The organism is Burkholderia sp. FW306-1C-G01B (assembly GCF_058781685.1).
This window is the reverse complement of the sequence record NZ_JBYSWZ010000010.1, coordinates 14,640-40,303: the sequence shown is the minus strand read 5'-3', so window position 1 is coordinate 40,303 and position 25,664 is coordinate 14,640. Positions and strand designations below refer to the sequence as shown.

The window sequence follows — 25,664 nt, the reverse complement described above, 5'->3', positions numbered from 1 at the left end:
TGCCCCGGGCGGCTTTTGTTATGCTACGGGCTTTGCAATTCACCGAACACAGAACGAATCCATGAACTATCCTCATCCGATCATCGCGCGCGAAGGCTGGCCGTTCATCGCGATTGCTGCCGTCATCGCGCTGTTGATCCACGCCGTCGGGGGCTTCGGCTTCGCGTGGCCGTTCTGGCTGCTGCTCGCCTTCGTCGTCCAGTTCTTCCGCGATCCGCAGCGTCCGATCCCGGCGCAGCCGAACGCGGTGCTGTGCCCGGCGGACGGCCGCATCGTCGCGGTCGAGACCTCGCAGGATCCGTACGCGAACCGCGAAGCGCTGAAGATCAGCGTGTTCATGAATGTCTTCAACGTCCATTCGCAGCGTTCGCCGGTCGATGGCGCGATCACGAAGGTCGAGTATTTCCCGGGTGCGTTCCTGAACGCGGCGATCGACAAGGCGTCGACCGAGAACGAGCGTAACGCGGTCGTGATCCAGACGGCGAGCGGCAAGACCGTCACCGCCGTGCAGATCGCGGGTCTCGTCGCCCGCCGGATTCTCTGCTACGTGCGCGCCGGCGAACCGCTGTCGCGCGGCCAGCGCTACGGTTTCATCCGCTTCGGTTCGCGCGTCGACGTGTACCTGCCGATCGGCAGCCGCGCGAAGGTGTCGATCGGCGAGAAGGTCTACGCGTCGTCGACGATCCTCGCCGAGCTCGAACAGTAAGCGGCGGGGCGCACGATGGCCGCATTCAAACCGCGCCGGCCGCGCAACGGCACCAGCCAGACGCCACGCCCGTTCCGCCGCAACAAGGGGATGGCGCCCGATCCGGTGCCCATCGAGAGCCGCCGCGCTTCGCGCCAGCGGTTCCTGAAGACGCGCGGCATCTACCTGCTGCCGAACGCGTTCACGACCGCCGCGCTGTTCTGCGGTTTCTTCGCGGTCGTGCAGGCGATGAACGTGCGTTTCGAGATCGCCGCGATCGCGATTTTCGTCGCGATGGTGCTCGACGGGATGGACGGGCGCGTCGCGCGCATGACGCATACGCAGAGCGCGTTCGGCGAGCAGTTCGACAGCCTGTCGGACATGGTGTCGTTCGGCGTCGCACCCGCGCTCGTGATGTACGAGTGGGTGCTGAAGGATCTCGGTCGTTGGGGCTGGCTCGCCGCGTTCGTCTACTGTTCGGGCGCCGCGTTGCGCCTCGCCCGCTTCAATACGAACATCGGCGTCGTCGACAAACGCTTCTTCCAGGGGTTGCCGAGCCCGGCCGCCGCCGCGCTGATCGCGGGCTTCGTATGGCTCGCGACCGACAACCGCGTGCCGATGAAGCTCGGCTGGCTGCCGTGGGTCGCGTTCGTGCTGACGATCTATGCGGGCGTGACGATGGTGTCGAACGCGCCGTTCTACAGCGGCAAGGCGCTTGACGTGCGGCACCGCGTGCCGTTCGCGGCGATCCTGCTCGTCGTCGTCGCGTTCGTGCTCGTGTCGTCCGACCCGCCGCTGATGCTGTTCTGCCTGTTCGTGCTGTACGGGTTGTCCGGCTACGTGTTCTGGGCCTACATGGCGATCCGCGGGCGCGCGAATCCGGCGCGCTCGTCGCAGCGCGATCATTGACCCGATGCGCGATCTGCCCGGAAACGGCGGCCTCGGGGCCGCCGTTTTCATTTGCCCCTTTTTCGAGCGGGGCCGCCGGACTGCCGGGGTGCCGTCCGATTGCGCGCCCAACGGAATGTCGCTATAGTCTTCGGCATGACTGTATTTACCCGCCTCTCCCTCCTTCTAGCCGGCGCGCCGCTACGCGCGCTAGCGTTGGCGCGCCTGCCGCGCTGACCGTTCTCGCCCTCCGTCAAGCCTCGTCTGTTGTTGAGCGTCGCCAGCGGTGGCGCGATCTCATTACGTTTGACTTCCGTATAAAAAGCCCTGGAGCCCCCCATGACAGACAAGCTGATCATTTTCGATACGACGTTGCGTGACGGCGAGCAATCGCCCGGCGCGTCGATGACGAAGGAAGAGAAAATCCGCATCGCGAAGCATCTCGAGCGGATGAAGGTCGACGTGATCGAGGCCGGCTTCGCGGCCAGCTCGAACGGCGATTTCGACGCGATCCACACGATCGCCGGTCTCGTGAAGGACAGCACGATCTGCTCGTTGGCGCGGGCCAACGACAAGGACATCCAGCGCGCGGCCGACGCGCTGAAGCCGGCCAACAGCTTCCGGATCCACACGTTCATCGCGACGTCGCCGCTGCACATGGAGAAGAAGCTGCGGATGACGCCCGACCAGGTGTTCGAGCAGGCACGCCTCGCGGTGCGTTTCGCGCGCAAGTTCACCGACAACGTCGAATTCTCGCCGGAAGACGGCAGCCGCTCCGACCTGGATTTCCTGTGCCGCGTGCTGGAAGCCGTGATCGCCGAGGGCGCGACGACGATCAACATCGCCGATACGGTCGGCTACGGCGTGCCGGAGCTCTACGGCAACCTCGTGAAGACGCTGCGCGAGCGCATTCCGAACTCGGACAAGGCGATCTTCTCGGTGCACTGCCATAACGACCTCGGGATGGCCGTCGCGAACTCGCTCGCGGGCGTGAAGATCGGCGGTGCGCGTCAGGTCGAGTGCACGATCAACGGTCTCGGCGAGCGCGCGGGCAACACGTCGCTCGAAGAGATCGTGATGGCCGTGAAGACGCGCAAGGATTACTTCGGCCTCGACGTCGGCATCGACACCACGCAGATCGTGCCGACGTCGAAGCTCGTGTCGCAGATCACCGGTTTCGTCGTGCAGCCGAACAAGGCGGTGGTCGGCGCGAACGCGTTCGCGCACGCGTCGGGCATCCACCAGGACGGCGTGCTGAAGGCGCGCGACACCTACGAGATCATGCGCGCGGAAGACGTGGGCTGGTCCGCGAACAAGATCGTGCTCGGCAAGCTGTCGGGGCGCAACGCGTTCAAGCAGCGCCTGCAGGAGCTCGGCGTGTCGCTCGACAGCGAAGCGGAACTGAACGCCGCGTTCATGCGCTTCAAGGATCTGGCCGACCGCAAGGCCGAGATCTTCGACGAGGACATCATCGCGATCGTGTCCGAGGAATCGGCATTCGCGCACGAGCAGGAACACTTCAAGTTCGTGTCGCTGTCGCAGCGTTCGGAAACGGGCGAGCAGCCGCAGGCGAAGATCGTGTTCGCGGTCGAAGGCAAGGAAGTGACCGGCGAGGCGCGCGGCAACGGTCCGGTCGATGCGACGTTCAACGCGATCGAGGGCGAAGTCGGCAGCGGTTCCGAACTGCTGCTTTACTCGGTGAACGCAATCACGACCGGCACGCAGGCGCAGGGCGAAGTGACCGTCCGGCTGTCGAAGAGCGGGCGGATCGTCAACGGCGTCGGCACCGATCCGGACATCGTTGCCGCGTCCGCCAAGGCGTACATCTCCGCGCTGAACAAGCTGCATTCGAAGGACGACAAGCTCAACCCGCAGCGCTCGTAAGCGCCGCGCGCTGCGCATCACCGAAACGCCCCGTGCGGCCCTGCGCCGCCGGGGCGTTTTTGCATCTGCCGCTTATTCGGCGGCCGGTGCGCGGAACAGCCAGCGGCGCGCGGCCGGGCGGGGCGCCGGGCTGCGTCGGCGGAACTCGACCGCGATTCCGCGCCGCGGCGCATCGGCGACGAACGCGTCGAGCAGTTCGAGCACGTCGTGATCGATGTAGTCGGCGCGCGTCGCGTCGATGATGACCGCCGCCCGGTCCGGAATGTGCCGCAGGTGGTGCTTGACCTGCACCTTGCCGAGAAACGACACGTCCTTGCGGAACGACAGCAGGAAGTGATCGTCGTGTTGCGCGAGCGTGACGGGGCTCTTCAGGTTCGCGGCGGCGACCGCCAGCACGCTGCATGCGAGGCCGAGCGCGATGCCGAACAGCAGGTCGACCGCGAGCACGCCGGCGATCGTCGCGGCGAACGGCACGAACGCGGCCGGCCCCTGCTTCATCACCGAGCGGAACAGCGCCGGTTTCGCGAGCTTGAAGCCCGTGTGGATCAGGATCGCGGCGAGGCTCGCGAGCGGGATCAGGTTGATCAGGCCGGTGAGCGCGAACACGCTCGCGAGCAGCAGCATCCCGTGGACGATTGCCGACATCCGGCTTTGCGCGCCTGCATTGACGTTGACCGAACTGCGCACGATCACCGACGTGATCGGCAGGCCGCCGAACGCGCCCGCGACGAGATTGCCGACGCCCTGGGCCTTCAGTTCGCGGTCGGGCTGGGTCGGCCGGCGCTTCGGGTCGATCTGCTCGACCGCTTCGAGGCTCAGCAGCGTCTCGAGGCTCGCGACGACCGCGAGCGTGATCGCGACGCGCCACACGTCAGGATTGACGAGCTGCGCGAAGTTCGGGCCAAGCTCCGCGTGCTTGAGCGATGCCGCGAAAGCCGCGAACGATCCGAGCTCGGGCAGCGTCACGCGATGGGCGGCGCCCGGCGCGACCGACGGCGCGACGAGGCCCAGCACGAGCGTCGCGCCGATGCCCAGCACGACGACCGCGAGCGGTGCGGGCACCGAACGCACCAGCGCGAAGCGGCGCAGCGCGGGCGTGTCCCACGCGGCCAGCAGTGCGAGCGATGCGAGCGCGATGGCCGTGGCGGCCCACGCGACCGGCAGGCTCGGCCAGTTCGCAAACGATTGCGCGCCCGAGCCGCCGATGCCGAACGCGAACGGAATCTGCTTCACGATCAGCAGCAGGCCGATTGCGGCGAGCATGCCCTTGATGACGGGCGACGGCACGTAGGCGGCGAAGCGGCCGGCGCGCAGCATGCCGAATCCGAACTGCAGCACGCCGGACAGCAGCACCGCGAGCAGGAATGCGGAGAAGCTGCCGAGTTGCGCGATCCCTTCGACGACGATCACGACGAGGCCGGCGGCCGGCCCGCTGACGGACAACGACGAGCCGCTCAGCAGTGCGACGACGATGCCGCCGACGATGCCGGATACGAGCCCGGCGAACGGCTCGACGCCGGATGCATTGGCGATGCCGAGACAGAGCGGCAGTGCGACGAGGAAAACGACGATGCCGGCGACGACGTCGCGCGGCAGGGTGGACAGGCGCTCGTTCAGTTTCATGATTGGGGCGATTTCGTTGGCATAGGAGACGGGGGAATCAGCCGAGCGCGGCGGCCGTAGCGGCCTGCGCGGGCTCGACATTGGCGGGCGGCGTCGCGTAGCCGGAATCGAGTTCCTGCAGGCGGCCGTCGGCGAGCGAAAAGATCCAGCCGTGCACGAGCGGCGGCCGTTCCCGGCCGCGCACGATCGGCGACGCGCGCAGCAGCCGTACCTGTTCGAGCACGTTCAGCTCGGCGAGGCGGTCGGCGGCGGCCGTGTCGTCGAGCCCGTCGAGCGTGTCGCGATGGCGCCGCGCGAGCGCGCAGAGCGGTGCGATGCGGCGCGCGACGTGCGGCAGCTCGGACGGCGGCGGCAGCAGAGACGCGCGCACGCCCCCGCACCCGTAGTGCCCGCATACGATCACGTGGTCGACCTGCAGTACGCGCACCGCATACTCGAGCACGCTGGCGGAATTGTCGTCGTCGGGATGGAACAGGTTCGCGATGTTGCGATGGACGAACAGTTCGCCGGGCGCGCTATGCGTGATGGTTTCGGCCGGCACGCGGCTGTCGGCGCAGCCGATCCACAGCACGCGCGGATTCTGGCCGCGCGCGAGCGCGTCGAAGAAACCGGGCGTGTGTTCGCGCGTCTCGCGGGCCCAGGCAATGTTGGCAACCAGCATGCTCTTGGGGCGGTTCATGAGGACTCCTTTATGACAAAGGCAAATAAATATCGGCCGAAATAGCGCAATAAGATTCTTTCTGAACTGAAAGGTTCAATTTCGACTGATATTAGGGGTATGCCCTAGCACTCCGGGGGCATTGAAACAAATTGTTTCAAATTGGTTTGGTGTAGTGCATTGCGTGCACCAACCCAACGCATGACATGCGTTGCGCATGCCTGTTTCCGCGTGAAGGCCCGCATGACGGGGATTTCAGCGTGCTGCCATCGGAATGCCATCGATCGGAAAAGATTTCCGTCGTATTTCCTGAATTAATCGGACGGCGGAAAAAAGGAGTGGCCATTCGCGCAATAATTCGTGAATGGCCATTGTGAAAATTGCGCGCAAATGCGTAATCGGTCAGAACAGGTTGCGGCGATCGGGATCGTGCAGCGGGTCCGGCGTTTTCTGCGTGATGCGCAGGATGCCCTGCGGATCGAAGTAGAAGCTGTACATCATGTACCAGACGTTGTCCTCGAGATACCGGTACGTCCACACCTCGCGCTTCATCAGCGGGAAGTAGGACGTCTCGACGGGGCGCCCGAAATTGACGAGGACATCGGTCTTCGTCCACTTGCCGATCTCCGCACGATAGAACTCGCTCGGCTGCAGCACCTGGCGCACGTTGACGATCTTGTGGGACGCGTCGACGTCGGCCGCGATCGTGACCTCGCCCATCGGCTGGGTCGGCCACATCAGGCGCTTGCCGCCGCCGGGCAGGTCGTAGATCTCGCGCGGCGGACCCATGCGCGCGACGATCGCCGACTCGTCCTGGCCCGCCTGGTATTGCTGCCACGGTTGCGCACAACCGGCCAGCAGCGCGGCGGCACAGGCGAGCAGCACCGGCAGGCGCGCGGGAATGCGTATGCGCATGGGGACTCTCCAGAATACGGAAACAGGTTCCGTTTTATCACGGACGGCGCGCGACGGCACATCGCGTCGAAAAAATCGGTACGGATCGCCGGCGCTGTCGCGCTTGCGGCCGGCAGGGGCGCCGGCCTATGATCCGCGCTTCTCGGGCAGATCGAAGGGCAGGTAGCCGATGCAGGGGTGGAAGCGGTGCGCGCTCGCGTTGAGCGCGGGGTGGATGCTGGTGTCGTCCGCGTTTGCCGGCGGCGAGCCGGTGCGGATCGCGCTGATCGAAGGGATGTCGGGCCCGTTCGCGAACGCCGGCGCGGCGGTCGAGCGCAACCTGCGCTTCGGCGTCGAGCAGGTCAACGCGTCGGGCGGCGTGAAGCTGCGCGACGGCGCGCATCCGCTCGAGCTCGTCGTGCTCGACAGCAAGGGCAGCCCGGAGGAGGCACTCGTGCAGTTGCGCGCGGCCGCGGACCGGCATATCGGTTTCGTCGCGCAGGGCAACAGTTCGGCCGTCGCGGCCGCACTCGTCGCGGCGCTCGACAAGCTGAACGCACGCGACCCGGACAAGCGGATGCTGTTCCTCAACTATTCGGCCGACGATCCGGCGCTGACCGACGCGCGCTGCAGTTTCTGGCATTTCCGCTTCGACGCGCACGCGGGGATGCGGATGGCCGCGCTCGCGGACGTGATGGCGCGCGACCGCGCGCTGCGCAAGGTCTATCTGCTGAACCAGGACTACAGTTTCGGCCGCGACGTCAGCGCGCTCGCGCGGCAGACGCTGGCCGCGCGGCGCCCGGACGTGACGATCGCCGGCGATGAATTCCACCCGATCGGCCGGATCAAGGATTTCTCGCCGTATATCGCGAAGATCCGCGCGAGCGGCGCGGACGCCGTCGTGACCGGTAACTGGGGCAACGACCTCACGTTGCTCGTGAAGGCGGCGCGCGAGCAGGGGCTGAATGCGAAGTTCTATACGTTCTACGGCAACAGCCTCGGCGCGCCGGCCGCGCTCGGCGATGCGGGCGTCGGGCGGGTCGTCGCCGTGGCGGACTGGCACCCGAACGCGGGCGGCGCGAAATCCGACGCGTTCTACCGTGCGTTCCGGGCCCGTTTCCCGGCCGCGCAGGACGACTATCCGGTACGGCGAATGAGCGTGATGATCGAGATGCTGGCCGCCGCGATGAACCGCGCGGGGTCGGCCGACCCCGTCGCGGCCGCGCGTGCGCTCGAGGGCTTGTCGTTCGACGACGGCTTCCACGCGTCGCGGATGCGCGCGCAGGATCACCAGTTGATCCAGCCCCTTTACGTGATGGAGATGGACAAGGCCGGCACGCCGGGCGTGCGCTTCGACAACGAGGGTTCGGGCTACGGTTTCCGGACGGTGCTGGCGGTACCGGCGCAGCGCACGGAAATGCCGTCTGCCTGTTCGATGACGCGCCCGTGACAGGGGCGGTGGGAACGGTGTGGAGTTGTGTTACAATGCCCGCCGGTTGTAAGTCACGGCACGGCCATTCTTCCGTGTCCGCCTGTTCAGTTAGAAAGGAAATCACATGTCTGTTGCAGATATCAAGAAGTCGGAAGTCGTTGCTCAGTTCGCCCGCGGTACCAACGACACGGGGTCGCCCGAAGTCCAGGTCGCACTGCTGACCGCACGTATCGTCGAACTGACGGGTCACTTCAAGACCCACGCGAAGGATCACCACAGCCGCCGCGGCCTGCTGCGCATGGTTAGCCGCCGCCGCAAGCTGCTCGACTACCTCAAGGGCAAGGATGCCGACCGTTACCGCGCACTGATCGAGAAGCTGGGTCTGCGTAAGTAATCGAGGCGATTGCCGCCAGCAAGATGCCTGTGTCAGTCCGCTGATACAGGCATTTTGTTTTTGCGCGGTGCGAGCGTCACACGCACCGCAGGCTGTCAGGCACGTTCAGGCACGTTCGTGCCGGGCTGCCGCAACGGCTGATGCCGGGGTCGGGATTTGTGTCATTCCAGCGCGTCGCTGCCCGAGCGCCGCGCTGGAATGGCATAAAAAACACACCTTGCTCCGGGTGATTCGGTCGGGACGCCGCCGCGCGGGATGGCCGGCGCGGCGAATGAAATGCATGAATTCAAAGGAGCAACCATGTCCATGTTCAACAAGGTCGTGAAGGAATTCCAGTGGGGCCAGCACAAGGTGCGCCTCGAAACCGGTGAAGTCGCTCGCCAGGCAAGCGGCGCCGTGATCGTCGACGTCGAAGACACCGTCGTGCTGGCAACCGTCGTCGGCGCGAAGTCGGCGAAGCCGGGTCAGGATTTCTTCCCGCTGACCGTCGACTACCTCGAAAAGACCTACTCGGCCGGCAAGATCCCGGGCGGCTTCTTCCGCCGCGAAGGCCGTCCGTCGGAGCACGAGACGCTGACGTCGCGCCTGATCGACCGTCCGCTGCGCCCGCTGTTCCCGGAAGGCTTCTACAACGAAGTCCAGGTCGTGATCCACGTGCTGTCCGTGAACCCGGAAATCCCGGCGGACATCCCCGCGCTGATCGGCGCATCGGCTGCGCTCGCCGTGTCGGGCCTGCCGTTCAACGGCCCGGTCGGTGCCGCGCGCGTCGCGTACATCGACAACGCCTACGTGCTGAACCCGACGCGCGACCAGCTCAAGGCGTCGAGCCTCGACCTCGTCGTCGCGGGTACGGAACGCGCGGTGCTGATGGTCGAATCGGAAGCCGACCAGCTGTCGGAAGAAGTGATGCTGGGCGCCGTGGTGTTCGGTCACGAGCAGATGCAAGTGGCGATCGACGCGATCCACGAACTGGTGCGCGAAGGCGGCAAGCCCGAGTGGGACTGGCAGCCGGCGCCGAAGAACGAGGCGCTGATCGCGCGCGTGACCGAGCTGGCGCAGAACGACCTGCTCGCCGCTTACCAGCTCCGCGACAAGCAGGCTCGCTCGACGAAGCTGAAGGAAGTCTATTCGGCGACTTCGGCGAAGCTCGAGGAAGACGCGCTGGCGGCCGGCACGGTTGCTGCCGACAAGGCCACCGTCGGCAACGTCCTGTTCGACATCGAGGCAAAGATCGTCCGTTCGCAGATCCTGAACGGCGAGCCGCGCATCGACGGCCGCGACACGCGCACCGTGCGCCCGATCGAGATCCGCACCGGCGTGCTGCCGCGCACCCACGGCTCGGCGCTGTTCACGCGTGGCGAAACGCAGGCGCTGGTCGTCGCGACGCTCGGCACGAAGGGTGACGAGCAGATCATCGACGCGCTCGAAGGCGAGTACCGCGAGCGCTTCATGCTCCACTACAACATGCCCCCGTTCGCGACCGGCGAAACGGGCCGCGTCGGCTCGCCGAAGCGCCGCGAAATCGGCCACGGCCGCCTCGCGAAGCGTGCGCTGGTCAAGTGCCTGCCGAGCGCCGACGAATTCGGCTACTCGATCCGCGTCGTGTCGGAAATCACCGAGTCGAACGGTTCGTCGTCGATGGCATCGGTGTGCGGCGGCTGCCTCGCGCTGATGGACGCCGGCGTGCCGATGAAGGCGCACGTCGCGGGCATCGCGATGGGCCTGATCCTCGAAGGCAACAAGTTCGCGGTGCTGACCGACATCCTCGGCGACGAAGATCACCTCGGCGACATGGACTTCAAGGTGGCCGGCACGGAGCAAGGCGTGACGGCGCTGCAGATGGACATCAAGATCCAGGGCATCACGAAGGAAATCATGCAGGTCGCGCTTGCGCAGGCGAAGGAAGGCCGCATGCACATCCTCGGCAAGATGACGTCGGCGGTCTCGGGCGCGAACACGCAACTGTCGGAATTCGCGCCGCGCATGATCACGATCAAGATCAACCCGGAAAAGATCCGCGACGTGATCGGCAAGGGCGGTTCGGTGATCCGCGCGCTGACGGAAGAAACGGGCACGACCATCGACATCTCGGACGACGGCGTCGTGACGATCGCGAGCACGAACAGCGACGGCATGGCCGAAGCGAAGAAGCGCATCGAGAACATCACGGCAGAGATCGAAGTCGGCCAGGTGTACGAAGGCACGGTGCTGAAGCTGCTCGATTTCGGCGCGATCGTGAACCTGCTGCCGGGCAAGGACGGCCTCCTGCACATCTCGGAAATCGTCAACGAGCGTGTGAAGGACATCAACGACTACCTGAAGGAAGGCCAGCCGGTCAAGGTCAAGGTGATCCAGACGGACGAGAAGGGTCGCGTGCGTCTGTCGGCAAAGGCGCTGCTGAATGAAGCAGCGGCAGCGTCGCAGTCGGACACGCCGCCGCAGCAGTAAGCGGGCAGGCGGACCAACGGCCGGCAGTGCGAAAGCGCGCCGGCCGTTTTTTCTGTAGCATCGTTGTGCGGCGCAACAGCGCCGGCGACGCGCCCGTGCCGCGCGCACGGGCGCGCCATCCGATTCCGATCCTGGAGCCACCGTCACCATGAAAGCCATCGAAATCACCGAATTCGGCGCCCCCGACGTGCTGAAGCTCGCGGAGCGTCCGCGCCCCGAACCGAAGCGCGGCGAGGTGCTGATCAAGGTGGCGGCTTCCGGCGTGAACCGGCCCGACGTATTCCAGCGCAAGGGCGCCTATGCGCCGCCGCCGGGCGCGTCGGATCTGCCGGGCCTCGAGGTCGCGGGCGAGATCGTCGGAGGCGACCTGTCCGATGCCGCGCTGAACCCGTTCGGCCTGAAGCTCGGCGATCGCGTGTGTGCGCTGCTCGCGGGTGGCGGTTATGCCGAGTATGCGGTCGCACCGCTGCCGCAATGCCTGCCGGTGCCCGACGGGCTCACCGATATCGAGGCCGCGTCGCTGCCTGAAACGTTCTTCACCGTATGGAGCAACGTGTTCGACCGTGCGCAGCTCGGCGCGGGCGAGGGCGGCGAGCAGGAAACGCTGCTCGTGCAGGGCGGCTCGAGCGGCATCGGCGTGACGGCGATCCAGATCGCGCATGCGCTCGGTTTTCGCGTGTTCGCGACGGCCGGCACCGCCGACAAGTGCCGTGCGTGCGAGGCGCTCGGCGCCGAGCGCGCAATCAACTACAAGACCGAAGACTTCGTCGAGGTCGTGAAGTCGCTGACGCACGATCGCGGCGTCGACGTGATCCTCGACATGGTGGCGGGCTCGTACGTGCCGCGCGAGCTGTCCGCGCTCGCGGACGGCGGCCGTCTCGTGCTGATCGCGCTGCTCGGTGGCGCGAAGGCCGACGTCAACCTGAGCGAGATCCTGCGGCGCCGGCTGACGGTCACGGGTTCCACGCTGCGGCCGCGCCCGGTCGAGTTCAAGGCGCGCATCGCCGCGCAACTGAAGGCGCGCGTGTGGCCGCTGATCGCAGACGGCCGCATCAAGCCGGTGATCTATCGTGTGCTGCCGGCCGCGGACGCCGCGCAGGCGCACGCGCTGATGGAAAGCAGCGAGCACACCGGCAAGATCGTGCTCGATTGGGGTACGAACGCCTGACGGCCCGTGCGGCCGGGCTTGACATGCGCGGTTTGACCGGTTCAAGCCGTGCGCAGTAAAATCGCGGGTTTGCTTCGCCAGATCAAACCTGACGGCCGGTTCCCGGCGCGTTAATGACACAAGCGGTGACGAGACATACACGATGTCGAAACAGAGAACTAAGCGGGTGATCGGCAACTGGAAGATGCACGGCCGGCTGGCCGGCAACCAGGCGTTGCTGAACGAAGTGGTGCAGGGCGCGGGCGCGGTGGCGGCCGAAACGTCGGTCGGCGTGTGCGTGCCGTTCCCCTATCTCGCGCAGGTTCAGGCGCAGCTCGACGGCGGCCGTGTCGCCTGGGGCGCGCAGGACGTGTCCGCGCACGAGCAGGGCGCGTTCACCGGCGAAGTGGCGGCCGCGATGGTTGCGGAATTCGGCGCACGCTATGCGATCGTCGGCCATTCGGAGCGTCGCGCGTATCACGGCGAGCGCAACGAGACGGTCGCGGCGAAGACGCAGCGCGCGCTCGCGGCCGGTCTCACGCCGGTCGTGTGCGTCGGCGAGACGCTCGACGAGCGCGAGTCGGGCGCGACCGAGCAGGTCGTCGGTGCGCAGCTCGACGCGGTGCTGGCCGTGCTGACGGCCGACGAGGCTGCGCGCATCGTCGTCGCGTACGAGCCGGTCTGGGCGATCGGCACGGGCAAGAGCGCGACGTCGGCGCAGGCACAGGACGTGCACGCGTTCCTGCGTGCGCGTCTCGCGGCAAAGGGGGCGGCGGACGTGTCCGTGCTGTACGGCGGCAGCGTGAAGCCGGACAACGCGGAAGAGCTGTTCGCGCAGCCGGACATCGACGGCGGCCTGATCGGCGGCGCGTCGCTGAAGGCGGACGATTTCCTGGCGATCTGCCGGGCCGCGCGTTGAGCGGTCTGCGATCGAATTGAACCATGACGGCGGCCGGTCGATCCGGTCGCCCGATCCAATCGGGTGGGTGTGATGCTGTTATTCAAAACGCTGATTATTGTGGTGCAGGTGCTGTCTGCACTCGGTGTGATTGGTCTCGTGCTGCTGCAGCACGGCAAGGGTGCCGACATGGGCGCTGCATTCGGCAGCGGCGCGTCGGGCAGCCTGTTCGGTGCGACGGGCTCGGCGAACTTCCTGTCGCGCACGACGGGCATTCTCGCGACGATCTTTTTTATCGCGACGCTCGCGCTGACGTACCTTGGTTCGTACAAGTCGACGCCGTCGGCAGGCGTGCTCGGCGCGGCTGCGACCGCACCGGCGTCGGCGCCTGCAGCGTCGGCGCCGGCTGTTGCGGCATCCGCTGCCGCGGGTTCGGCTGCAAGCGCGCCGGGTCAGGATGTTCCGAAATAAAAAGTTAAAATTTTTGCGTCTGTGCGTTGAACAATTCTAGAAGTCAGGTTAGAATTTAAGTCTTGAAGCGATTCGCGGGAAACAAGCAGGACGACCCGAGTTGCATGCAGTGCCGACGTGGTGAAATTGGTAGACACGCTATCTTGAGGGGGTAGTGGCGAAAGCTGTGCGAGTTCGAGTCTCGCCGTCGGCACCAAAGTTACTCAATGCCAGCCGCTTCCAGTGGCTGGCATTTTTCATTTCTGGGGTGTGCTTGCGGTTGTCTTGCGATCGCCTGCACTCCGAAATGATTCCTTCCGCCGGATAGTGGTATTCTCCGGACGCTCAGAACCAACCGATAGAGGATTGCCTTGAACCTCGCAGCCTATTACCCCGTCTTGTTGTTCCTCCTCGTGGGCACTGGTTTAGGTATAGCGCTGGTCAGCATCGGCAAGCTCCTTGGTCCCAACAAGCCGGACGTCGAGAAGAACGCACCGTACGAGTGCGGCTTCGAAGCCTTTGAAGACGCCCGGATGAAATTCGACGTCCGGTATTACCTCGTCGCCATCCTGTTCATCATCTTCGATCTCGAAACCGCATTCCTGTTTCCGTGGGGCGTCGCGCTCCGGGACATCGGCTGGCCGGGTTTCATCGCAATGATGATTTTTCTGCTCGAATTCCTGCTGGGCTTTGCCTATATCTGGAAGAAAGGCGGGCTCGACTGGGAGTGATGGGTTAATCGCCGGTTTGCATGGGCGGCCACGCTCGGTCGCTCGTCTGGAGTGGAAAGCAAATGAGTATCGAAGGGGTCTTGAAGGAAGGGTTTGTCACCACGACGGCTGACAAGCTGATCAACTGGACGCGTACCGGCTCGCTGTGGCCGATGACGTTCGGGCTCGCGTGTTGCGCCGTCGAGATGATGCATGCGGGCGCGGCCCGTTACGATCTGGACCGGTTCGGCGTCGTGTTTCGTCCGAGCCCGCGTCAGTCGGACGTGATGATCGTCGCCGGCACGCTCTGCAACAAGATGGCGCCCGCGCTGCGCCGCGTGTACGACCAGATGGCCGAGCCGCGCTGGGTGATCTCGATGGGGTCGTGCGCGAACGGCGGTGGTTACTACCACTACTCGTACTCGGTGGTCCGCGGCTGCGACCGGATCGTGCCGGTCGACGTCTACGTGCCGGGCTGCCCGCCCACGGCCGAGGCGCTGGTCTACGGCGTGATCCAGCTTCAGGCGAAGATCCGCCGCACCAATACCATCGCCCGTCAATAAAGCCCCGAGCGTCCCCTCAATATGGCAAGCAAAATCGAGACCCTCAAGGCAAACCTCGAAGCCGCGCTCGGCGCGCGCGTGGTGAGCCTCACCGAAGCGATCGGTGAACTGACGCTCGTCGTGAAGGCGAGCGATTACCTCGAAGTCGCAAAAACGCTGCGCGACGATCCGAAGCTCCGTTTCGAGCAGCTGATCGACCTCTGCGGCGTCGACTACCAGACCTTCGGCGACGGTGCCTACGACGGCCCGCGTTTCGCGGCCGTGTCGCACCTGCTGTCGGTCACGAACAACTGGCGCCTGCGCCTGCGCGCGTTCGCGCCGGACGACGACCTGCCGATCGTGGCATCGCTGGTCGACATCTGGACCTCCGCGAACTGGTACGAGCGCGAAGCGTTCGACCTGTACGGCATCGTGTTCGAAGGCCACCCCGACCTGCGCCGCATCCTCACCGACTACGGCTTCATCGGCCACCCGTTCCGCAAGGACTTCCCGGTGTCGGGCTACGTCGAAATGCGTTACGACCCGGAAGAAAAGCGGGTCGTGTACCAGCCGGTGACGATCGAGCCGCGCGAAATCACGCCGCGCGTGATCCGCGAGGATCGCTATGGCGGTCTGAAACATTAAGGGGGCGTCATGGCAGAAATCAAGAACTACACGCTCAACTTCGGCCCGCAGCACCCGGCAGCGCACGGCGTGCTGCGCCTCGTGCTCGAGCTCGACGGCGAAGTCATCCAGCGTGCCGATCCGCACATCGGCCTGCTGCACCGCGCGACCGAAAAGCTCGCGGAATCCAAGACCTTTATCCAGTCCGTGCCGTACATGGATCGTCTCGACTACGTGTCGATGATGGTCAACGAGCACGGCTACGTGCTCGCGATCGAAAAGCTGCTCGGCATCGACGTGCCGGAGCGCGCGCAGTACATCCGCGTGCTGTTCGACGAGATCACGCGCGTGCTGAACCACCTGATGTGGATCGGCGCGCACGCACTCGACGTCGGCGCGATGGCCGTGTTCCTGTACGCATTCCGCGAACGCGAAGACCTGATGGACGTGTACGAAGCGGTGTCCGGCGCGCGGATGCACGCGGCGTACTATCGTCCGGGCGGCGTCTACCGCGACCTGCCTGACGCAATGCCGCAATACAAGGCGTCGAAGATTCGCAACGAGAAGGCGCTCGCGAAGATGAACGAAGCGCGCAGCGGCTCGGTGCTCGACTTCATCGACGATTTCTTCACGCGCTTCCCGAAGTGCGTCGACGAATACGAAACGCTGCTCACCGACAACCGGATCTGGAAGCAGCGTCTGGTCGGGATCGGCGTGGTCAGCCCCGAGCGTGCGCTGCAGATGGGCATGACGGGCCCGATGCTGCGCGGCTCGGGCATCGCGTGGGACCTGCGCAAGAAGCAGCCGTACGAAGTGTACGATCGCATGGATTTCGACGTGCCGGTCGGCGTGAACGGCGATTGCTACGACCGCTATCTGGTGCGCGTCGAAGAAATGCGCCAGTCGATCCGCATCGCGAAACAGTGTATTGAGTGGCTCCGCAAGAATCCGGGCCCGGTGATGACGGACAATCACAAGGTTGCACCGCCGTCGCGCGTCGGCATGAAGACCAACATGGAAGACTTGATTCACCACTTCAAGCTCTTCACCGAAGGTTTCCATGTGCCGGAAGGCGAAGCGTACGCGGCGGTCGAGCATCCGAAGGGCGAGTTCGGCATCTACCTCGTGTCGGACGGTGCCAACAAGCCGTATCGCCTCAAGATTCGCGCACCGGGTTTCGCGCACCTGGCGTCGCTCGACGAAATGGCGCGCGGTCACATGATCGCCGACGCCGTCACGATCATCGGTACGCAGGACATCGTGTTCGGCGAGATCGATCGCTAATGGTTGCGCCGCCCGTTTGCTCCGGGCGGCGAGCGGTAAGTCACACGCGATGCGCGCTGAACCGGCGCGACTTCGCAAGCTGTCAACAGAGTGAGCGCCAGGTCTGCCGTCCATGCACCCCAAGTGTGCGGCAGGTTCTTCGTTCGGTAGGAATTGAAAGAGTCGTGTCTGAAAATGATCTCAGCTGAAGGCCTGAAGGAAATCGATCGAGCGTTGACGAAGTATCCCGCCGATCAGAAACAGTCCGCCGTGATGTCGGCGTTGGCCGTTGCTCAGGAAGAGCACGGCTGGCTGTCGCCCGAACTGATGCAGTTCGTTGCGGACTATCTCGGCATGCCGGCCGTCGCCGTGCAGGAAGTCGCGACGTTCTACACGATGTACGAGCTCAACCCGGTCGGCAAGCACAAGATCACGCTCTGCACGAACCTGCCGTGCCAGCTTGGCCCGCACGGCGGCGCGGAAGCGACTGCCGACTACCTGAAACAGAAGCTGGGCATCGGCTTCGGCGAGACCACGCCCGACGGCAAGTTCACGCTGAAGGAAGGCGAATGCATGGGCTCGTGCGGCGATGCGCCGGTGCTGCTGGTGAACAATCACAGAATGTGCAGCTTCATGAGCCGCGAGAAGATCGACCAGCTGCTTGAGGAGCTCTCGAAATGACGTCCCTCCACGACCGTCACATCAAACCGCTGATCCTCGCTGGTCTGAACGGCGAGAACTGGCATCTCGAAGACTACGTCGCGCGCGGCGGCTACAAGCAGCTGCGCCGCATTCTCGAAGAAAAGATTCCGCCCGAGCAGGTGATCGCCGACGTCAAGGCGTCGGGCCTGCGCGGCCGTGGCGGTGCGGGCTTCCCGACCGGCCTGAAGTGGAGCTTCATGCCGCGCCAGTTCCCGGGGCAGAAGTATCTCGTCTGCAACTCGGACGAAGGCGAGCCGGGCACGTTCAAGGATCGCGACATCCTGCGCTGGAACCCGCACGCGTTGATCGAAGGCATGGCCATCGGCGCATACGCGATGGGCATCACCGTCGGCTACAACTACATCCACGGCGAAATCTTCGAAGTGTATCGACGCTTCGAGGCCGCGCTCGATGAAGCGCGCGCCGCAGGCTTCCTCGGCGACCACATCATGGGCTCCGAATTCTCGTTCCAGCTGCACGCGCACCACGGTTACGGCGCGTACATCTGCGGCGAGGAAACGGCGCTGCTCGAGTCGCTCGAAGGCAAGAAGGGCCAGCCGCGCTTCAAGCCGCCGTTCCCGGCGAGCTTCGGCGTGTACGGCAAGCCGACCACGATCAACAACACCGAGACGTTCGCCGCGGTGCCGTTCCTGCTGTCCATCGGGCCGCAGAATTATCTCGAGATCGGCAAGCCGAACAACGGCGGCACGAAGATTTTCTCGGTGTCGGGCGACGTCGAGCGTCCGGGCAACTACGAAGTGCCGCTCGGCACGCCGTTCGCGACGCTGATGGAGCTCGCCGGCGGAATGCGCGGCGGCAAGAAGATCAAGGCCGTGATTCCGGGCGGTTCGTCGGCACCGGTGATCCCGGGCGACATCATGATGCAGACCGATCTCGACTACGATTCGATCGCGAAGGCGGGCTCGATGCTCGGTTCCGGCGCGGTGATCGTGATGGACGAGACGCGCTGCATGGTGCGCTCGCTGCTGCGTCTGTCGTACTTCTACTACGAGGAATCGTGCGGCCAGTGCACGCCGTGCCGCGAAGGCACCGGCTGGCTGTATCGCGTCGTGAACCGTATCGAGCACGGCGAAGGCCGCCAGGAAGATCTGGACCTGCTGAACTCGGTTGCCGAGAACATCATGGGCCGCACGATCTGTGCACTCGGCGATGCGGCGGCGATGCCGGTACGCGGGATGCTCAAGCACTACTGGGACGAATTCGCGTACCACGTCGAGCACAAGCACTGCATGGTCGGCGGCCACGCGCACGCGGCTGCGGCCTGAAGCGAACCCGGTTGCGGAATTTGAGCGCACGGTCGGGCGAAGGCGCGAACGGGCGGAAATAGGTTAAGGACCATTCACCATCATGGTTGAACTTGAAATAGACGGCAAGAAGGTCGAGGTGCCCGAAGGCAGCATGGTGATCCAGGCTGCGCACAAGGCGGATACGTACATTCCTCACTTCTGCTATCACAAGAAACTGTCGGTTGCGGCCAACTGCCGGATGTGTCTCGTCGAAGTCGAGAAGATGCCGAAGGCCGTGCCTGCCTGCGCGACTCCCGTGTCGGCCGGCATGATCGTCCACACGCAGTCCGACAAGGCTGTGAAGGCGCAGCAGTCGGTGATGGAATTCCTCCTCATCAATCACCCGCTCGATTGCCCGATCTGCGATCAGGGCGGCGAATGCCAGCTGCAGGATCTGGCGGTCGGCTACGGCAAGTCGTCGTCGCGCTACTCGGAAGAAAAGCGCGTGGTGTTCCACAAGAACGTGGGCCCGCTGATCTCGATGGAAGAAATGTCGCGCTGCATCCACTGCACGCGCTGCGTCCGCTTCGGCCAGGAAATCGCCGGCGTGATGGAGTTCGGCATGCTGGGCCGCGGCGAGCACTCGGAAATCACGACGTTCGTCGGCAAGACGGTCGACTCCGAGCTGTCGGGCAACATGATCGACCTGTGCCCGGTCGGCGCGCTGACCAGCAAGCCGTTCCGCTACAGCGCCCGTACGTGGGAACTGTCGCGCCGCAAGTCGGTGAGCCCGCACGATTCCGTCGGCGCGAACCTCGTCGTGCAGGTGAAGAACAACCGCGTGATGCGCGTGCTGCCGTTCGAGAACGAAGCGATCAACGAATGCTGGATCTCGGACAAGGACCGCTTCTCGTATGAAGGCCTCAACAGCGAAGAGCGCCTGACGAAGCCGATGCTGAAGCAGGGCGGCCAATGGATCGAAACCGATTGGCAGACCGCGCTCGAATATGTCGCGAAGGGCCTGAAGGGCATCGCCGCGGATCACGGCGCGAACGCGCTGGCGATGCTCGCGAGCGCGCACAGCACCGCTGAAGAGCTGTTCCTCGTGAAGCAGCTCGCACACGAACTGAAGACGCCGAACGTCGATTTCCGTCTGCGTCAGCAGGATTTCTCGGCGCCGGTCCAGGGCGCGCCGTGGCTCGGCATGCCGATCGCCGACCTGTCGAACGTGGACGCCGCGTTCGTCGTCGGTTCGTTCCTGCGCCGCGACCACCCGCTGTTCGCCGCGCGCCTGCGCCAGGCCGCGAAGAACGGCGCGAAGCTGCACTTCCTGCACGCGACCGGTGACGACGCACTGATCCCGACCGCGCAGCGCATCGTCGCCGCGCCGTCGGCATGGCTCGACGAGCTGGCCGGCATCGCCGCGGCTGTCGCGCAACTGCGCGGCGTCGCGCTGCCCGACACGCTCGCCGGCGTTACCGCATCGCCGGCCGCTCAGGCGGTCGCGCAGTCGCTCGCGAACGGCGAACGCCGCGCGGTGCTGCTCGGCAACGTCGCGGTCCGCCATCCGGAATTCGCGAAGCTGCACGCGGTCGCCCAGTGGATCGCCGACAACACCGGCGCGACGTTCGGCTTCCTGACGGAAGCGGCGAACACGGTCGGCGCACACGTCGTCGGCGCGCTGCCGGGCGAAGGCGGCCTGAATGCACGCGAAGCGTTCGCGCAGCCGCGCAAGGGCTACGTGCTGCTGAACGTCGAACCGGAATTCGACACCGCCGATCCGGCGCAGGCGCTTGCCGCGCTGAACCAGGCGGAGATGGTCGTCGTGATGTCGCCGTTCAAGCACGGCCTCGACTACGCCGACGTACTGCTGCCGGTTGCGCCGTTCACGGAAACGTCCGGCACGTTCGTCAACGCGGAAGGCACCGTGCAGAGCTTCAACGGCGTCGTGCGCCCGCTCGGCGACACGCGTCCGGCCTGGAAGGTGCTGCGCGTGCTCGGCAGCCTGCTCGGCCTGCCGAACTTCGAATACGAGACGGCGGAAGAAGTGCGTCTCGCGGCGCTCGGCGATGAAGGCGTCGCGGGCCGTCTGTCGAACCAGACGTCGGTCACGCCGACGCGCGTCGCGGCGAATGCCGCGAACGGCGGCTTCGAACGCCTGGCCGATGTGCCGATCTATCACGCCGACGCGCTCGTGCGCCGCGCAGGTGCACTGCACCTGACGGCCGCCGCGAAGGCGGCGAATGCCGCAGCCCTGCCGGCCGCGCTGTTCGACAAGCTGGGCTTGAAGGAAGGCGACGCCGTGCGCGTGCGCCAGGGCGAGCGTGCGGTGCAGTTGCCGGCCGTGCGCGACGCGAATCTTGCGGAGACGGTCGTTCGCGTGTCGGCGGCGACGCCTGCCGGCGCAGCGCTCGGCAGCCTGTCCGGTGAACTGGTGGTGGAGAAGGCGTAAATGAGCTTGTTCGATACGATCAACGCGGGCGGAGCCCAGCTTCTCGGCTTCGCGTGGCCGACGGTGTGGGCAATCGTGCGCATCCTCGTCGTCTCCGTCGTCATCCTGCTGTGCGTCGCGTACCTGATTCTGTGGGAACGCAAGCTGATCGGCTGGATGCACGTGCGTCTCGGCCCGAACCGCGTCGGCCCCGGCGGCCTGCTGCAGCCGATCGCCGACGTGCTGAAGCTGCTGCTGAAGGAAGTCATTCAGCCGAGCGCCGCCAGCCGCTGGCTGTACCTGATCGCGCCGGTCATGACCGTCGTGCCGGCATTCGCCGTGTGGGCCGTGATCCCGTTCCAGGCTCAGGCCGTGCTCGCGAACATCAATGCGGGCCTGCTGTACGCGATGGCGATCTCGTCGATCGGCGTGTACGCGGTGATTCTCGCGGGCTGGGCGTCGAACTCCAAGTACGCGTTCCTCGGCGCGATGCGCGCCGCGGCGCAGATGGTCTCGTACGAAATCTCGATGGGCTTCGCGCTGGTGCTCGTGCTGATGACGGCCGGCAGCCTGAACATGTCGGAAATCGTCGGTTCGCAACAGCACGGCTTCTTCGCGGGCCACGGCGTGAACTTCCTGTCGTGGAACTGGCTGCCGCTCCTGCCGGCGTTCGTCGTCTACTTCATCTCGGGCATCGCCGAAACGAACCGTCACCCGTTCGACGTGGTGGAAGGGGAGTCGGAAATCGTTGCCGGTCACATGATCGATTACTCGGGCATGGCGTTCGCGCTGTTCTTCCTCGCCGAGTACATCAACATGATCGTGATCTCGGCGCTGGCTGCGACGCTGTTCCTCGGCGGCTGGGATGCACCGTTCGAGTTCCTGTCGTTCATTCCGGGCATCTTCTGGCTGGTGCTGAAGGTCTTCGCACTGCTGTCGGTGTTCATCTGGGTTCGCGCGACGTTCCCGCGCTACCGTTACGACCAGATCATGCGTCTGGGCTGGAAGGTGTTCCTGCCCGTCACGGTGATCTGGGTGGTCGTGGTCGGCTTCTGGATGATGTCGCCGCTCAACATCTGGGTGAAGTAATCGGACGAAATCATGACGGCAATCCAACACTTCTTTAAGACTTTCTTCCTGACCGAACTGCTGAAGGGGCTCGCGCTGACCGGTCGTTACACGTTCAAGCGCAAGTTCACCGTGCAGTTCCCGGAAGAGAAGACCCCGATCTCGCCGCGTTTTCGCGGGCTGCATGCACTGCGCCGCTACGAGAACGGCGAAGAGCGCTGCATCGCGTGCAAGCTGTGCGAGGCCGTGTGCCCCGCCTTGGCGATCACGATCGAATCGGAAACGCGCGCGGACAACACGCGCCGCACGACGCGCTACGACATCGACCTGACGAAGTGCATCTTCTGCGGTTTCTGCGAAGAGAGCTGCCCGGTCGATTCGATCGTCGAGACGCAGATTCTCGAGTACCACGGCGAGAAGCGCGGCGACCTGTATTTCACGAAGGAAATGCTGCTCGCGGTGGGCGATCGCTACGAGAAGGACATCGCCGCGGCGAAGGCTGCCGACGCGCCGTATCGTTGATTGTGTTTGCAGTGCCGGCCCGCAGCACGGGCCGAGCCGCCGCGACGGGTGCGGGCGTCCCGCAAGCCGCGCCTGACTATGGCCTAACGATGAACCGGTAATCATGGAATTCACGACCGTACTGTTCTACATCTTCGCGCTGCTCCTGGTGGTATCAGGGCTGAAGGTGATCACTTCGCGCAACCCGGTGGCGTCTGCGCTTTTCCTTGTGCTGGCGTTCTTCAACGCCGCCGCGATCTGGATGCTGCTGGAAGCGGAGTTCCTCGCGATCCTGCTGGTGCTGGTCTACGTGGGCGCCGTGATGGTGCTGTTCCTGTTCGTCGTGATGATGCTGGACATCAACATCGACTACCTGCGCCGCGACTTCAAGCGCTTCGTACCGATGGCGACCGTGGTCGGCGCGATCATCGTGATCGAGACCGCGCTGATCCTGTGGCGCGGCTACGGCGACACGCATACGGTACACGCGATGGCGACGGGCGAGATGGCCAACTGGTCGAACACGCGACTGATCGGCAAGGTGATCTACACCGACTACATCTTCGCGTTTGAAATCGCCGGCCTCGTGCTGCTGGTCGCGATCATTGCCGCGATCGGGCTGACCGAGCGCAAGGGCAAGGACAGCAAGCGCCAGCGCGTGTCGGATCAGGTCAAGGTGCGCCGCAACGACCGCGTGCGCCTCGTGAAGATGGAAGCGGACAAGCCGGAGCCGGAAACGGCGCAGAGCGAAGCCGGTACGAGCACCAACGGCTAAGCGGAGGAAAGAAAACCATGTTGACTCTTGCTCACTACCTCGTGCTCGGCGCGATCCTCTTTGCGATCGCGATCGTCGGGATCTTCCTGAACCGCCGCAACATCATCATCATCCTGATGGCGATCGAACTGATGCTGCTGGCGGTGAATACCAACTTCGTCGCGTTCTCGCACTACCTCGGCGATGTGCACGGCCAGATCTTCGTGTTCTTCGTGCTGACGGTCGCCGCAGCGGAAGCCGCGATCGGCCTCGCGATTCTGGTGACCCTGTTCCGTAAGCTCGACACGATCAATGTCGAGGATCTCGATCAGCTCAAAGGTTAATTTCAGGCAACGCTGTTATGTCAACGACACTCAATGAAAACCTGCTGCTGGCGATTCCGCTCGCTCCGCTGGCCGGCTCGCTGATTGCGGGGCTGTTCGGGAACGCAGTCGGGCGCAAGGGCGCACACCGGATCACGATCCTCGGCGTGATGATCGCGTTCCTCCTGTCGGCGAAAGTCTTCGTCGACGTGATGGGCGGCGCGAGCTTCAACGCGACCATCTACGAATGGATGCGGGTCGGCTCGCTGAAGCTCGAGGTCGGCTTCCTGGTCGATTCGATGACCGCGATGATGATGGTCGTCGTGACCTTCGTGTCGCTGATGGTGCACATCTACACGATCGGCTACATGTCGGAAGAAGACGGCTACCAGCGCTTCTTCTCGTACATCTCGCTGTTCACGTTCTCGATGCTGATGCTCGTGATGAGCAACAACTTCCTGCAGCTGTTCTTCGGCTGGGAAGCGGTGGGTCTGGTGTCGTACCTGCTGATCGGCTTCTACTTCACGCGTGAGAGCGCGATCTACGCGAACATGAAGGCGTTCCTCGTGAACCGCGTGGGCGACTTCGGCTTCCTGCTCGGCATCGGCCTGCTGCTCGCATTCGCCGGCTCGATGAACTACGGCGAAGTGTTCGCGAAGCGCGCGGAGCTCGCGAGCCTGCACTTCCCGGGCACCGACTGGGGCCTGCTGACCGTCGCCTGTATCTGCCTGTTCATCGGCGCGATGGGTAAATCGGCGCAGTTCCCGCTGCACGTGTGGCTGCCGGACTCGATGGAAGGCCCGACCCCGATCTCGGCGCTGATTCACGCGGCGACGATGGTGACGGCCGGCATCTTCATGGTGTCGCGCATGTCGCCGCTGTTCGAGCTGTCGGACACCGCGCTGTCGTTCGTCACGGTGATCGGCGCGATCACGGCGCTGTTCATGGGCTTCCTCGGCATCATCCAGAACGACATCAAGCGCGTGGTCGCGTATTCGACGCTGTCGCAGCTCGGCTACATGACGGTCGCGCTCGGCGTGTCCGCGTACCCGGTCGCGTTGTTCCACCTGATGACGCACGCGTTCTTCAAGGCGCTGCTGTTCCTCGGCGCGGGCTCGGTGATCATCGGCATGCATCACGACCAGGACATCCGCAACATGGGCGGCCTGCGCAAGTACATGCCGATCACGTGGATCACGTCGCTGATCGGCTCGCTCGCACTGATCGGCACGCCGTTCTTCTCGGGCTTCTACTCGAAGGATTCGATCATCGAGGCCGTGAAGGAATCGCATCTCGCGGGTTCGGGCTTCGCGTACTTCGCAGTGGTCGCAAGCGTATTCGTGACGGCGCTGTACTCGTTCCGCATGTACTTCCTCGTGTTCCACGGCGAAGAGCGCTTCCGCAACCCGAAGCATCCTGAATCGCCGATGGGCATGGCGGCCGCGCACGGTCACGACGATCACGGCCACGGCCATGGTCATGACGACCACGCGCACGAACCGCACGAGACCCCGTGGGTCGTGTGGCTGCCGCTCGTGCTGCTCGCGATTCCGTCGGTGATCGTCGGTGCGATCGCGATCGGCCCGATGCTGTACGGCAGCTTCTTCGAACATGGCGTGGCATTCGACAAGGTGATCTTCATCGGCGAAAACCACCCGGGCCTCGAAGAGCTGGGCAAGGAATTCCACGGCTGGGCCGCGATGGGCCTGCACTCGCTGACGACGCTGCCGTTGTGGCTCGCGATCGCCGGCGTCGTGGTCGCATGGTTCCTGTACCTGAAGCGTCCTGAGCTGCCTGCCGTGATCCGCCGCGCGTTCGGCCCGATCTACACGCTGCTCGACAACAAGTACTACATGGACAAGATCAACGAGGTGGTGTTTGCCAAGGGCTCGGTCGCGATCGGCCGCGGCCTGTGGAAAGAGGGCGATGTCGTGGTGATCGACGGCCTCGTCAACGGCAGCGCCCGGTTCATCGGCTGGTTCGCCGGCGTGATCCGCTTCCTCCAATCCGGTTACATCTATCACTACGCGTTCGCCATGATCATCGGCATGCTGGGGCTCCTGACCCTGTTTGTAACGCTCGGCGGCAAATAAGGCGA

General features: G+C 64.8%; 24 protein-coding genes and 1 tRNA gene. 22 read left to right on the top strand and 3 right to left on the bottom strand.

The genetic code is table 11. The features are described from left to right. Positions 1 to 61 precede the first annotated feature (61 nt). From AC3WLY_RS20520 to AC3WLY_RS20510, 3 genes are all read left to right on the top strand, one after another. A complete protein-coding gene (locus tag AC3WLY_RS20520; RefSeq protein ID WP_034184876.1) occupies positions 62 to 706 on the top strand; it encodes a phosphatidylserine decarboxylase in 645 nt (214 codons plus the stop codon). A 15-nt stretch (positions 707 to 721) separates the two neighbouring features. Further along, a complete protein-coding gene (gene pssA, locus AC3WLY_RS20515) occupies positions 722 to 1,594 on the top strand; it encodes a CDP-diacylglycerol--serine O-phosphatidyltransferase (protein ID WP_072440710.1) in 873 nt (290 codons plus the stop codon). Positions 1,595 to 1,912: 318 nt separating this feature from the next. Further along, positions 1,913 to 3,457 carry a 2-isopropylmalate synthase gene (locus tag AC3WLY_RS20510; protein WP_047898617.1) on the top strand — a complete coding sequence of 515 codons (1,545 nt, stop codon included), beginning with the start codon at positions 1,913 to 1,915 and terminating at the stop codon, positions 3,455 to 3,457. Between the two features lie 72 nt (positions 3,458 to 3,529). On the opposite strand, the gene AC3WLY_RS20505 is transcribed toward AC3WLY_RS20510, so the two are convergent. The 3 genes from AC3WLY_RS20505 to AC3WLY_RS20495 form a co-directional block, all read right to left on the bottom strand. Next, positions 3,530 to 5,080 (bottom strand): SulP family inorganic anion transporter, encoded by a 1,551-nt coding sequence (locus tag AC3WLY_RS20505; RefSeq protein ID WP_492310011.1) that lies wholly within the window; start codon positions 5,078 to 5,080, stop codon positions 3,530 to 3,532. 37 nt (positions 5,081 to 5,117) lie between these two features. After that, positions 5,118 to 5,759 (bottom strand): carbonic anhydrase, encoded by a 642-nt coding sequence (locus AC3WLY_RS20500; protein ID WP_310138589.1) that lies wholly within the window; start codon positions 5,757 to 5,759, stop codon positions 5,118 to 5,120. A gap of 381 nt (positions 5,760 to 6,140) precedes the next feature. Continuing rightward, positions 6,141 to 6,653, bottom strand: a complete 513-nt coding sequence (locus tag AC3WLY_RS20495) for a hypothetical protein (protein ID WP_175962887.1) — start codon at positions 6,651 to 6,653, stop codon at positions 6,141 to 6,143. A gap of 169 nt (positions 6,654 to 6,822) precedes the next feature. On the opposite strand from AC3WLY_RS20495, the gene AC3WLY_RS20490 reads away from it, so the two are divergent. From AC3WLY_RS20490 to nuoL, 19 genes are all read left to right on the top strand, one after another. Beyond that, a complete protein-coding gene (locus tag AC3WLY_RS20490; RefSeq protein ID WP_310138585.1) occupies positions 6,823 to 8,082 on the top strand; it encodes a branched-chain amino acid ABC transporter substrate-binding protein in 1,260 nt (419 codons plus the stop codon). A gap of 106 nt (positions 8,083 to 8,188) precedes the next feature. Continuing rightward, the gene (rpsO, locus tag AC3WLY_RS20485; protein WP_006398792.1) at positions 8,189 to 8,458 is read left to right on the top strand and encodes a 30S ribosomal protein S15; all 270 of its coding nucleotides are present in this window, start codon (positions 8,189 to 8,191) and stop codon (positions 8,456 to 8,458) included. Between the two features lie 300 nt (positions 8,459 to 8,758). After that, complete coding sequence (gene pnp, locus AC3WLY_RS20480) at positions 8,759 to 10,906, top strand: polyribonucleotide nucleotidyltransferase (protein ID WP_492310012.1); 2,148 nt, start codon at positions 8,759 to 8,761, stop codon at positions 10,904 to 10,906. Positions 10,907 to 11,054: 148 nt separating this feature from the next. Further along, complete coding sequence (locus AC3WLY_RS20475) at positions 11,055 to 12,074, top strand: NAD(P)H-quinone oxidoreductase (protein WP_347065425.1); 1,020 nt, start codon at positions 11,055 to 11,057, stop codon at positions 12,072 to 12,074. Between the two features lie 142 nt (positions 12,075 to 12,216). Further along, the gene (gene tpiA / locus AC3WLY_RS20470) at positions 12,217 to 12,972 is read left to right on the top strand and encodes a triose-phosphate isomerase (RefSeq protein ID WP_492310013.1); all 756 of its coding nucleotides are present in this window, start codon (positions 12,217 to 12,219) and stop codon (positions 12,970 to 12,972) included. A 72-nt stretch (positions 12,973 to 13,044) separates the two neighbouring features. Beyond that, positions 13,045 to 13,422, top strand: a complete 378-nt coding sequence (gene secG / locus AC3WLY_RS20465) for a preprotein translocase subunit SecG (RefSeq protein WP_034184886.1) — start codon at positions 13,045 to 13,047, stop codon at positions 13,420 to 13,422. Positions 13,423 to 13,533: 111 nt separating this feature from the next. After that, positions 13,534 to 13,618, top strand: a tRNA-Leu gene (locus tag AC3WLY_RS20460). A 154-nt stretch (positions 13,619 to 13,772) separates the two neighbouring features. After that, positions 13,773 to 14,132 (top strand): NADH-quinone oxidoreductase subunit A, encoded by a 360-nt coding sequence (locus AC3WLY_RS20455; protein ID WP_006398798.1) that lies wholly within the window; start codon positions 13,773 to 13,775, stop codon positions 14,130 to 14,132. A gap of 62 nt (positions 14,133 to 14,194) precedes the next feature. Beyond that, complete coding sequence (locus AC3WLY_RS20450; protein ID WP_006398799.1) at positions 14,195 to 14,674, top strand: NuoB/complex I 20 kDa subunit family protein; 480 nt, start codon at positions 14,195 to 14,197, stop codon at positions 14,672 to 14,674. A gap of 21 nt (positions 14,675 to 14,695) precedes the next feature. After that, the gene (locus AC3WLY_RS20445) at positions 14,696 to 15,298 is read left to right on the top strand and encodes an NADH-quinone oxidoreductase subunit C (RefSeq protein ID WP_006478264.1); all 603 of its coding nucleotides are present in this window, start codon (positions 14,696 to 14,698) and stop codon (positions 15,296 to 15,298) included. A 9-nt stretch (positions 15,299 to 15,307) separates the two neighbouring features. Next, complete coding sequence (locus tag AC3WLY_RS20440) at positions 15,308 to 16,561, top strand: NADH-quinone oxidoreductase subunit D (protein ID WP_111016514.1); 1,254 nt, start codon at positions 15,308 to 15,310, stop codon at positions 16,559 to 16,561. 174 nt (positions 16,562 to 16,735) lie between these two features. Then, complete coding sequence (gene nuoE, locus AC3WLY_RS20435) at positions 16,736 to 17,221, top strand: NADH-quinone oxidoreductase subunit NuoE (protein WP_006756903.1); 486 nt, start codon at positions 16,736 to 16,738, stop codon at positions 17,219 to 17,221. Further along, positions 17,218 to 18,528, top strand: coding sequence for an NADH-quinone oxidoreductase subunit NuoF (gene nuoF / locus AC3WLY_RS20430; protein ID WP_034184889.1), 1,311 nt, complete (start codon positions 17,218 to 17,220; stop codon positions 18,526 to 18,528). The genes nuoE and nuoF overlap by 4 nt, the downstream gene beginning before the upstream one ends. Positions 18,529 to 18,610: 82 nt before the next feature. Next, positions 18,611 to 20,941: an NADH-quinone oxidoreductase subunit NuoG gene (nuoG, locus tag AC3WLY_RS20425; protein WP_492310014.1), complete on the top strand. Its 2,331-nt coding sequence runs from the start codon at positions 18,611 to 18,613 to the stop codon at positions 20,939 to 20,941. Next, positions 20,942 to 22,009, top strand: a complete 1,068-nt coding sequence (gene nuoH, locus AC3WLY_RS20420; protein WP_072440695.1) for an NADH-quinone oxidoreductase subunit NuoH — start codon at positions 20,942 to 20,944, stop codon at positions 22,007 to 22,009. A gap of 12 nt (positions 22,010 to 22,021) precedes the next feature. After that, on the top strand, positions 22,022 to 22,510 hold the full coding sequence (gene nuoI / locus AC3WLY_RS20415; protein WP_006478270.1) for an NADH-quinone oxidoreductase subunit NuoI: 489 nt from the start codon (positions 22,022 to 22,024) through the stop codon (positions 22,508 to 22,510). 103 nt (positions 22,511 to 22,613) lie between these two features. Next, on the top strand, positions 22,614 to 23,264 hold the full coding sequence (locus AC3WLY_RS20410; RefSeq protein WP_034184892.1) for an NADH-quinone oxidoreductase subunit J: 651 nt from the start codon (positions 22,614 to 22,616) through the stop codon (positions 23,262 to 23,264). 17 nt (positions 23,265 to 23,281) lie between these two features. Beyond that, the gene (nuoK, locus tag AC3WLY_RS20405; RefSeq protein WP_004185739.1) at positions 23,282 to 23,587 is read left to right on the top strand and encodes an NADH-quinone oxidoreductase subunit NuoK; all 306 of its coding nucleotides are present in this window, start codon (positions 23,282 to 23,284) and stop codon (positions 23,585 to 23,587) included. Between the two features lie 17 nt (positions 23,588 to 23,604). Then, positions 23,605 to 25,659: an NADH-quinone oxidoreductase subunit L gene (gene nuoL, locus AC3WLY_RS20400; protein WP_072440691.1), complete on the top strand. Its 2,055-nt coding sequence runs from the start codon at positions 23,605 to 23,607 to the stop codon at positions 25,657 to 25,659. Positions 25,660 to 25,664: the final 5 nt, after the last annotated feature.

Coding starts and splice junctions, on each gene's coding strand:
- nuoI (WP_006478270.1), top strand. CDS start 22,022: ATGACGGCAATCCAACACTTCTTTAAGACTTTCTTCCTGACCGAACTG.
- pnp (WP_492310012.1), top strand. CDS start 8,759: ATGTCCATGTTCAACAAGGTCGTGAAGGAATTCCAGTGGGGCCAGCAC.
- nuoH (WP_072440695.1), top strand. CDS start 20,942: ATGAGCTTGTTCGATACGATCAACGCGGGCGGAGCCCAGCTTCTCGGC.
- pssA (WP_072440710.1), top strand. CDS start 722: ATGGCCGCATTCAAACCGCGCCGGCCGCGCAACGGCACCAGCCAGACG.
- AC3WLY_RS20520 (WP_034184876.1), top strand. CDS start 62: ATGAACTATCCTCATCCGATCATCGCGCGCGAAGGCTGGCCGTTCATC.
- AC3WLY_RS20505 (WP_492310011.1), bottom strand. CDS start 5,080: ATGAAACTGAACGAGCGCCTGTCCACCCTGCCGCGCGACGTCGTCGCC.
- nuoE (WP_006756903.1), top strand. CDS start 16,736: ATGATCTCAGCTGAAGGCCTGAAGGAAATCGATCGAGCGTTGACGAAG.
- AC3WLY_RS20490 (WP_310138585.1), top strand. CDS start 6,823: ATGCAGGGGTGGAAGCGGTGCGCGCTCGCGTTGAGCGCGGGGTGGATG.
- AC3WLY_RS20475 (WP_347065425.1), top strand. CDS start 11,055: ATGAAAGCCATCGAAATCACCGAATTCGGCGCCCCCGACGTGCTGAAG.
- nuoG (WP_492310014.1), top strand. CDS start 18,611: ATGGTTGAACTTGAAATAGACGGCAAGAAGGTCGAGGTGCCCGAAGGC.
- nuoL (WP_072440691.1), top strand. CDS start 23,605: ATGTCAACGACACTCAATGAAAACCTGCTGCTGGCGATTCCGCTCGCT.
- AC3WLY_RS20445 (WP_006478264.1), top strand. CDS start 14,696: ATGGCAAGCAAAATCGAGACCCTCAAGGCAAACCTCGAAGCCGCGCTC.
- AC3WLY_RS20450 (WP_006398799.1), top strand. CDS start 14,195: ATGAGTATCGAAGGGGTCTTGAAGGAAGGGTTTGTCACCACGACGGCT.
- rpsO (WP_006398792.1), top strand. CDS start 8,189: ATGTCTGTTGCAGATATCAAGAAGTCGGAAGTCGTTGCTCAGTTCGCC.
- AC3WLY_RS20500 (WP_310138589.1), bottom strand. CDS start 5,759: ATGAACCGCCCCAAGAGCATGCTGGTTGCCAACATTGCCTGGGCCCGC.
- AC3WLY_RS20510 (WP_047898617.1), top strand. CDS start 1,913: ATGACAGACAAGCTGATCATTTTCGATACGACGTTGCGTGACGGCGAG.
- tpiA (WP_492310013.1), top strand. CDS start 12,217: ATGTCGAAACAGAGAACTAAGCGGGTGATCGGCAACTGGAAGATGCAC.
- AC3WLY_RS20495 (WP_175962887.1), bottom strand. CDS start 6,653: ATGCGCATACGCATTCCCGCGCGCCTGCCGGTGCTGCTCGCCTGTGCC.
- nuoK (WP_004185739.1), top strand. CDS start 23,282: ATGTTGACTCTTGCTCACTACCTCGTGCTCGGCGCGATCCTCTTTGCG.
- AC3WLY_RS20410 (WP_034184892.1), top strand. CDS start 22,614: ATGGAATTCACGACCGTACTGTTCTACATCTTCGCGCTGCTCCTGGTG.
- secG (WP_034184886.1), top strand. CDS start 13,045: ATGCTGTTATTCAAAACGCTGATTATTGTGGTGCAGGTGCTGTCTGCA.
- AC3WLY_RS20440 (WP_111016514.1), top strand. CDS start 15,308: ATGGCAGAAATCAAGAACTACACGCTCAACTTCGGCCCGCAGCACCCG.
- nuoF (WP_034184889.1), top strand. CDS start 17,218: ATGACGTCCCTCCACGACCGTCACATCAAACCGCTGATCCTCGCTGGT.